Annotated in this window: 6 protein-coding genes; 1 reads left to right on the top strand and 5 read right to left on the bottom strand. The window is 71.2% G+C overall.

The window, feature by feature from the left end; genetic code table 11:
- Positions 1-46: 46 nt before the first annotated feature.
- From AAH991_RS39575 to AAH991_RS39560, 4 genes are all read right to left on the bottom strand, one after another.
- Positions 47-1,777: an amylo-alpha-1,6-glucosidase gene (locus AAH991_RS39575; protein ID WP_346231097.1), complete on the bottom strand. Its 1,731-nt coding sequence runs from the start codon at positions 1,775-1,777 to the stop codon at positions 47-49.
- Between the two features lie 20 nt (positions 1,778-1,797).
- A complete protein-coding gene (locus AAH991_RS39570; protein ID WP_346231096.1) occupies positions 1,798-2,616 on the bottom strand; it encodes a carbohydrate ABC transporter permease in 819 nt (272 codons plus the stop codon).
- Positions 2,617-2,669: 53 nt separating this feature from the next.
- Positions 2,670-3,656 carry a carbohydrate ABC transporter permease gene (locus AAH991_RS39565; RefSeq protein ID WP_346231095.1) on the bottom strand — a complete coding sequence of 329 codons (987 nt, stop codon included), beginning with the start codon at positions 3,654-3,656 and terminating at the stop codon, positions 2,670-2,672.
- Between the two features lie 93 nt (positions 3,657-3,749).
- Entirely contained in the window at positions 3,750-5,045 is a 1,296-nt protein-coding gene (locus AAH991_RS39560; protein ID WP_346231094.1) for a sugar ABC transporter substrate-binding protein, read from the bottom strand.
- Positions 5,046-5,216: 171 nt separating this feature from the next.
- Here AAH991_RS39560 and AAH991_RS39555 point away from each other — a divergent pair, with 171 nt between their 5' ends.
- On the top strand, positions 5,217-6,230 hold the full coding sequence (locus tag AAH991_RS39555) for a LacI family DNA-binding transcriptional regulator (RefSeq protein ID WP_346231093.1): 1,014 nt from the start codon (positions 5,217-5,219) through the stop codon (positions 6,228-6,230).
- 102 nt (positions 6,231-6,332) lie between these two features.
- Here the strand turns inward: AAH991_RS39555 and AAH991_RS39550 are convergent.
- Positions 6,333-6,451, bottom strand: a 119-nt coding sequence (locus AAH991_RS39550) for an RICIN domain-containing protein (RefSeq protein ID WP_346231098.1), incomplete at its 5' end; no start/stop codon positions are given.

Genomic DNA, 6,451 nt, shown 5'->3' with positions numbered 1-6,451 from the left:
GATGAACCACCCTCGCCGCGCGGCCGGCCCCGCGCGGCGAGGGATTTCAGCAGCCGCTCACCTCCCGTGGATCGGCAGGCGTGAGCCGGTGTTCGTGGGCCGCGGCGAGGATGAGGTAGGCGCTCGCGGTCCAGGTGTAGGCGCGGTCGCGCAGGCCCGCACCGCTGCGGGCGTCGAAGTTCTCCGCGAACCCGGACTTCTCGCACAGGACACGGAACCGGGCGCTGATCTCGTCGGCCAGGTCCGGGTATCCGGCGCGGCGCAGGCCGTCCTCGATGAGGACGGTCGAGGGCGCCCAGATCGGCCCGCGCCAGTAGCCGTCGTCCTGGTAGCCGGGTGAGCCGGGCAGCTCGGTGGCCAGCCCGAACTCGGTCAGGTGGGTCTCGATGCGGGCGGCCAGCGACGCCCGTACGGGCTCCGGCAGCTCCTCCCCCAAGACGATCGGCATCAGGTCGAGCAGGCTCGAACTGGACCACGTGCGTCCGGTGTGTGCGCTGCGCGCCACGAACCGGTCGCCGTCCCACAGCTCGGCCAGCAGCGCCTCGCGCATGCGGTCGGCCTCTCGTCTCCAGGCGGCGGCCGCGTCCGCGCGACCGAGCTCGGCGGCCAGGCGGGCGAGCTCCCGCATCTGCAGGACGAGGAAGGCCGCCAGATCCGCGGTCTCGACGACGCGCTCCGGGTCGAAGGTGGTGGCGTTGTCCCAGCCGCTGTCGTTGCCGTGCTGATAGTGGGCGAACTCGTGACCGGGAACGCGCCGCCGGGTCAGCCAGAACGAGGTCCACCGCTCCAGCAGCCCGAACACCTCGGCGGTCTCGCCGTCCTCCGGCGGACGCAGCCGTGCCAGCGCCCAGCCGTGGATGGGCGGCTTGACGAAGTTGTACAGGACCTCCGAGTGCGTGACCGAGTCGGGCAGCGCCCCGGCGGCGTCCTGGTGGTCGAACACCAGCCGGAACTGGTCCCGGGCGAGCTCCGGCAGCCCGCCGGCCAGGGCGATGGCGTTGAAGCAGTGGTCCCAGCTCCAGACCTTGTCCATCCAGTGCTTGGACATCAGCACCGCGGGGCGGGTGACGAACCCGGCCGGACGGACCGTGGCCGACCACAGGACGTAGGCGGCCAGCTCCGCACCGGGCGTCCGGTCGCTGCGCCAGGGCGCCACCGCGTCCCGGAACGAGTCGAAATCGGCCCGCGCGGCCACGAGCACCTGCTCGAAGCCGGCCTCGCCCCGGTAGGGGGCCCGGGCCGTCTCGTACTCTTCGACGGCGATCTCCCACGGCTCGTCGCCGCGGAGTGCGACACCGCGCACGGTGGTGCCGAGCGCCTGCTCGCCCCAGGACTTGGCATGCCCGGCGAGAAGGGTGACGCGGTAGCGGCGGCCGGTCTGGTACACGGTGAAGACCCACGAGCCGTCGCCGGGATCCGCGTAGAAGTACGGGCCGCTGAACGGCGTCAACACCGGATCGGCCGCCACCAGGTGGAGCCCCAGGCCCTCACCGCGCACGCGTACGGTGTCGGGGGTCTCGTAGGCGAGGCCGATCCGCCCGTCGTCGCAGGTCCAGGTGAGCTCGTGCGGGGTCGCGGACAGGGTCGTCTCGGCGCGGACTCCGCCGGCGGTGGGGATCAACCGCAGGACCGGATGCATGCCGGTCTGGTGCGACACCAGATGGACGTCGGGGGCGTAGGTGTTCTCCGCGATCACCGGGGAGAAGCCGAACCACGATCCGCGGAAGCTGAACGGGATCTCCCGGGGGGAGAAAACCGGGCCTGCGGCGACGGTCATGAAAGAAGGGTCCCTTCTGGCTAGTGCTTAACCGCACCCGAGGTGACGCCCGCGGCGACGTACCGCTGGGCGATGACGAGCAGCACGGCGGCGGGGATGGAGGCGATCACGGCGGTGGCCATGATGGCGTTCCACTGCTGGTTGTTGTTGCCGATGTAGTGGTAGATGCCGAGCGTGATCGGCTGGTGGGCGCCGCCCTGATCGAGTGTGGAGGCGAAGACGAAGTCCGACCACGCCCACAGGAACGCGAACAGCGACACCGTGATGACCGAGTTGCGGCTGACCGGCAGCACCACCGACCAGAACGTCCGCAGCGTGCCCGCGCCGTCCACCCGGGCCGCCTGCAGCAGCTCCTCCGGGATGCCGGACATGAACGCCGTGAAGATCAGCACCGCGAACGGCACCGCCAGAGTGGAGTCCGCCACGATCAGCCCGGGGATCGTGTTGAGGACGCCCACGTTGAGGAAGACGGCGTAGAACCCCATCGCCATGATGATCCCCGGGATCATCTGCGCGATCAGCAGCAGGAAGCTCAGCAGCCCGCCGCCTCTCGGGCGCAGCTTCGCCAGCGCGTAGCCGGCCGGCGTCGCGACCAGCAGGGTCAGGGCGACCGTGCCCAACCCCACGATCAGGCTGACCCCCAGGTACGGCAGCTGCCGGTCGAGCACCGACCGGTAGCCGTCCAGCGTGCCGTGCAAGGGGAGCAGCGAGGGCGGGCTCCTGCGCATGTCCTGTTCGCGGGTGAAGGAGACGTTGACCATCCAGTAGACCGGGAAGAGCATCACGCCGGTCAGCACCAGCCCGGCCGCGGTCCTCCACCGGCCGCGCGTGGCCCTCATGACGCCCTCCCGCCCGGCCGCCCGTGTGCGGGGGCCGCGCCGTGCCCGCCCGTTCACGCGAGGGCCTGCCGTCGCTGGACGCGTATGTAGATCAGTCCGAAGACCAGGGCCGCCACGATCAGCAGGTTGCCGACCGCGGCGCCGCGGCCGAACTCCGGCAGCAGGTTGCCGAACCCCAGCCGGTACGACCAGGTGGCGAACGTGGTGGAGGAGCCGCTCGGCCCGCCCCTCGTCATGATCCAGATGATGTCGAACACCTTCAGCGTGTAGACCAGCCCGAGCAGCAGCGTGATCGCCGAGACCGGCCGCAGCAGCGGGAAGGTGATGTGCCGGAACTTCCGCCAGCCGGTCGCGCCGTCCAGCTCGGCGGCCTCGTACACGGCGGGATCGATCGCCTGGAGGCCCGAGTAGAGGACGACCAGGTTGAAGGGGATGCCGATCCAGACGTTGGCGATGATCACCGACCACAACGACCAGTCCGGCGAGGTCAGCCAGTGGACGGGCTCGGCGCCGAGGGCGGCGAGCGCCGCGTTGACGACACCGGACTCGCTGTTGAGCATCCACGACCACGTCGAGGACGACACGATCAGCGGCAGCAGCCACGGCACCAGGAACAGGGCCCGCAACGTGGCCGACAGCGGGAAGTTCCTGACGAAGAACACGGCCAGGGCGAGCCCGATGGTGAATTGGAAGACCAGGGACGCCAGCGTGAACACCACCGTGTGCCACAACGCGGGACCGAACGCGGGGTCGCCGAGGACGTCGGCGTAGTTGGCCACTCCGGTGAAGGGCGCGTCGCCCCGGACGAACGAGCGCACGGTGTAGTCGCGCAGGCTCAGCTCGACGTTGCGGTACAGCGGATAGGCGTAGAACACCAGCAGGTAGACGACGACCGGGGCCAGGAAGGCCCAGGCCGCCCACTGACCGGCCGCGGCGCGGCGGAGCGCCTCCCACCTGCCGCCGGCGCGCGGGCGGGCCGGATCCGGTCTCCCTCCCGCTGCCGGCGGCGGCGCGACCGATGCGTGTGTCGCGTGATCCAATCCCGTCCCCCTCGTCCGGCGGGCGTCCGGCGCCGGATGCGGCGTCCGGGACGCCGTCGCCCCCGGACCCCTCCCCCGCCGCACGCGCCGCTGCTACTGCGTGGCGCTCGCGGCCGCGGCCTGCGCGTCGGTCATCGCCTGCTGGGGGCTCTTCGACCCGCTCAGCGCCGCCTGCACCGCGCCCCACATCGGCTCGGAGATCTTCGGATACTTGGTGCCCAGATCGTCGCTGGTGCGGCCCTTGGCGGCCTTGACCGCCTCCACCCAGACCGCCAGGCCCGGGTTCTCGGCGACCTGCTTGGCCTGCACCTGCTCCGTCGGCGCGACGTACGACAGGGCGGTGGTCGTGGTCAGGGAGTTGTCCGTGTCGGTCAGGCAGGTCACCAGCTTCCGCGAGGTGGCGTAGCGCCCGGAGTCCTGCTGCACGGGGATGCCGACGAACTCGCCGCCGGTCGGCGCGGGAGCCGTCCCGCCGTTCTTGCCGGGGATCGGGATGATGCCGTAGGGGAAGCCGGCCTTCTCGGCGGCGGCCAGCTGCCAGGTCCCGTTCTCCGCGAAGGCGAAATCACCGGTCGCGAACTCCTGCCAGCTCGTGGTCTGCGTGTTGTTGATGACCGAGTTGGGGGCGTACCCCTTCTTCAGCCAGTCGGCCCACAACGCCACCGCCGAGACGCCCTCGGGCGAGTCGAGCGTGGTGAGCCGCGCGCCGGACCCCCAGAACCAGGGCAGGAACTGGAAGCTGCCCTCCTCGGTGCCGATCGCCGAGAACGTGATGCCCTTCTCGCCGGCCGCCTTGACCTTCTCCAGCGCGGCGGTGAGCGAGGCCCAGTCCCGCACCGAGTCGATGTCCACGCCGGCCTTCTTCAGCACGTCCTTGTTGTAGAAGAGGGCCAGCGTGTTGGCCCCGATCGGCACGCCGTACGTCTTGCCGCCGATCTGCCCCGCCGCGAGCAGGTTCGGCGCGACGGCCGAGGTGTCGAGCCTGTTCTCCTCCGTCGTCGTCAGCACCCCCGCCTCGGCCAGCGTGGAGACCACCGGATTGTCGACGACGAGCACGTCGGGCGCGTTGCCCTGCTGCGCGGCCAGCAGGGTCTTGTTCGTCAGGTCGGTGGTGTCGTAGGCGGTGCGCTCGACCGTCACCCCCGCCTGGGCGCCGCACGTATCCAGCAGTTTCACCCACTCGGAGCCCTTGTCGTGCTGCGGGTACGGGTCCCAGATCGTGTAGGTCCCGCCGCCGGCGGCCCCGCTCGCCTCCGTCGTGGCATCGCCCCCGGACGACCCGCCGGACGACCCCCCGGACGACGAGGAGCACGCGACGAGACCGCCCGCGGCCGCCAGCGCCACCAGACCCAGACCGGCCGCCCGCCGGCCCGTTGCCGCTGATCCCATGATCTGACCTCCGCTGCGTCTGCGGCTGGGTTGTACTATCGAATCGGTTCGCATGAACATAGGCCCGCTCATCGCGTACGTCAATGGGGTCCTGCGGATACAGCGGGGTTCGTCGGCTCTATCGATTCGACCTACGATGATGGGGCCGGGGACGAGCGGTTGAGGAGTTGGATGAACATCGGGGAGATCGCCAAACGGTCGGGCGTGTCGCGCAGCACCGTCTCCTACGCTCTGAGCGGCAAGCGCCCGGTGTCGGAGAACACCCGGCGTCGCATCCAGGCGGTCATCGACGAGCTGGGCTACCGTCCCAACGCCACCGCGAAGGCGCTCAAGGAGGGCAGGACCCGCACGATCGGCCTGGTCATCCCCCCGGCCAGCCAGCGCCTCACCGAGATGCAGCTCGGCTTCGTCGCCAGCGTCGTGGACGCCGCCGCGCGCGCCGACCTCGACGTCCTGCTGTCGCCATCGGGGGGCGAGCACGACCGCTCATTCGAGCGGGTGGTCGGCGGCAGGCGCGTCGACGGCGTGATCCTCATGGAGATCCGGCTGGAGGACGACCGGGTCACCCGCCTGCGGCAGAGCGGCCTGCCGTTCGTCGGCATCGGCCGCACCAGCCGTCCCGACGAGATGTCCTGGGTGGACATCGACTACGAGACGCTCATCTCCCAATGTGTGCACCACCTGGCCGACCTCGGCCATCGTCGCATCGCCCTGGTCAACCGCTCCACCGAGCTGATGGCCGCCGGATACGGCCCGGCCCACCGGGCTCAGGCCGGCTTCGACCAGGCTGTGGCGGAACGCGGCCTGGAGGGCGTGCGGACGTGCTGCGCCGACGACGCCCGCGCCGGGGTGTCCTGCGTCGCGCGGCTCCTCGCCGACCACCCCGATCTCACCGCCATCGCGACCATCAACGAGACGGCCATGCCCGGCATGTACCGCGCGATCGAGCGCGCGGGCCTGACCGTGCCCCGTGACTTCTCCATCGCGGGCGTGGCGGGCCGGCACTGGGCCGAGAACCTGCATCCGCCGCTCACCGCCGCCGACGTGCCCGCCGACGAGCTCGGCGCCCAGGCCGTCGACCTGCTCATCCGGCAGATCTCCGACCCCGCCGCGCCTCATCGCGGGGCCCTCGTGTCCCCGCCCATCTCCCTGCGCGGGACGACCGGGCCCGCACCCGCGCGCTGACCGGCGGACCGGGGACGCCCGGCGGACGCGGCGCGTACGGCCGACCCCGGCGCACGCCGCAGGGGCCACGCCGGGGTCGGTCGCGTGAGGTGGGAAGGAACCTCAGACGCGGGTCCACTTCTGGTTGGTGCCGCCGTGGCAGGTCCAGATGTGCACCTTGCTGCCGTTGGCCGTGCCGTAGTTCGACACGTCCAGGCACTTGTTCGCGCCGACCGCGGTGA

The sequence above is a fragment of the Microbispora sp. ZYX-F-249 genome, assembly GCF_039649665.1.
GTDB lineage: Bacteria > Actinomycetota > Actinomycetes > Streptosporangiales > Streptosporangiaceae > Microbispora > Microbispora maris.
This window is presented reverse-complemented; position numbering and strand designations above follow the sequence as displayed.

Coding starts and splice junctions, on each gene's coding strand:
- AAH991_RS39555 (WP_346231093.1), top strand. CDS start 5,217: ATGAACATCGGGGAGATCGCCAAACGGTCGGGCGTGTCGCGCAGCACC.
- AAH991_RS39575 (WP_346231097.1), bottom strand. CDS start 1,777: ATGACCGTCGCCGCAGGCCCGGTTTTCTCCCCCCGGGAGATCCCGTTC.
- AAH991_RS39560 (WP_346231094.1), bottom strand. CDS start 5,045: ATGGGATCAGCGGCAACGGGCCGGCGGGCGGCCGGTCTGGGTCTGGTG.
- AAH991_RS39570 (WP_346231096.1), bottom strand. CDS start 2,616: ATGAGGGCCACGCGCGGCCGGTGGAGGACCGCGGCCGGGCTGGTGCTG.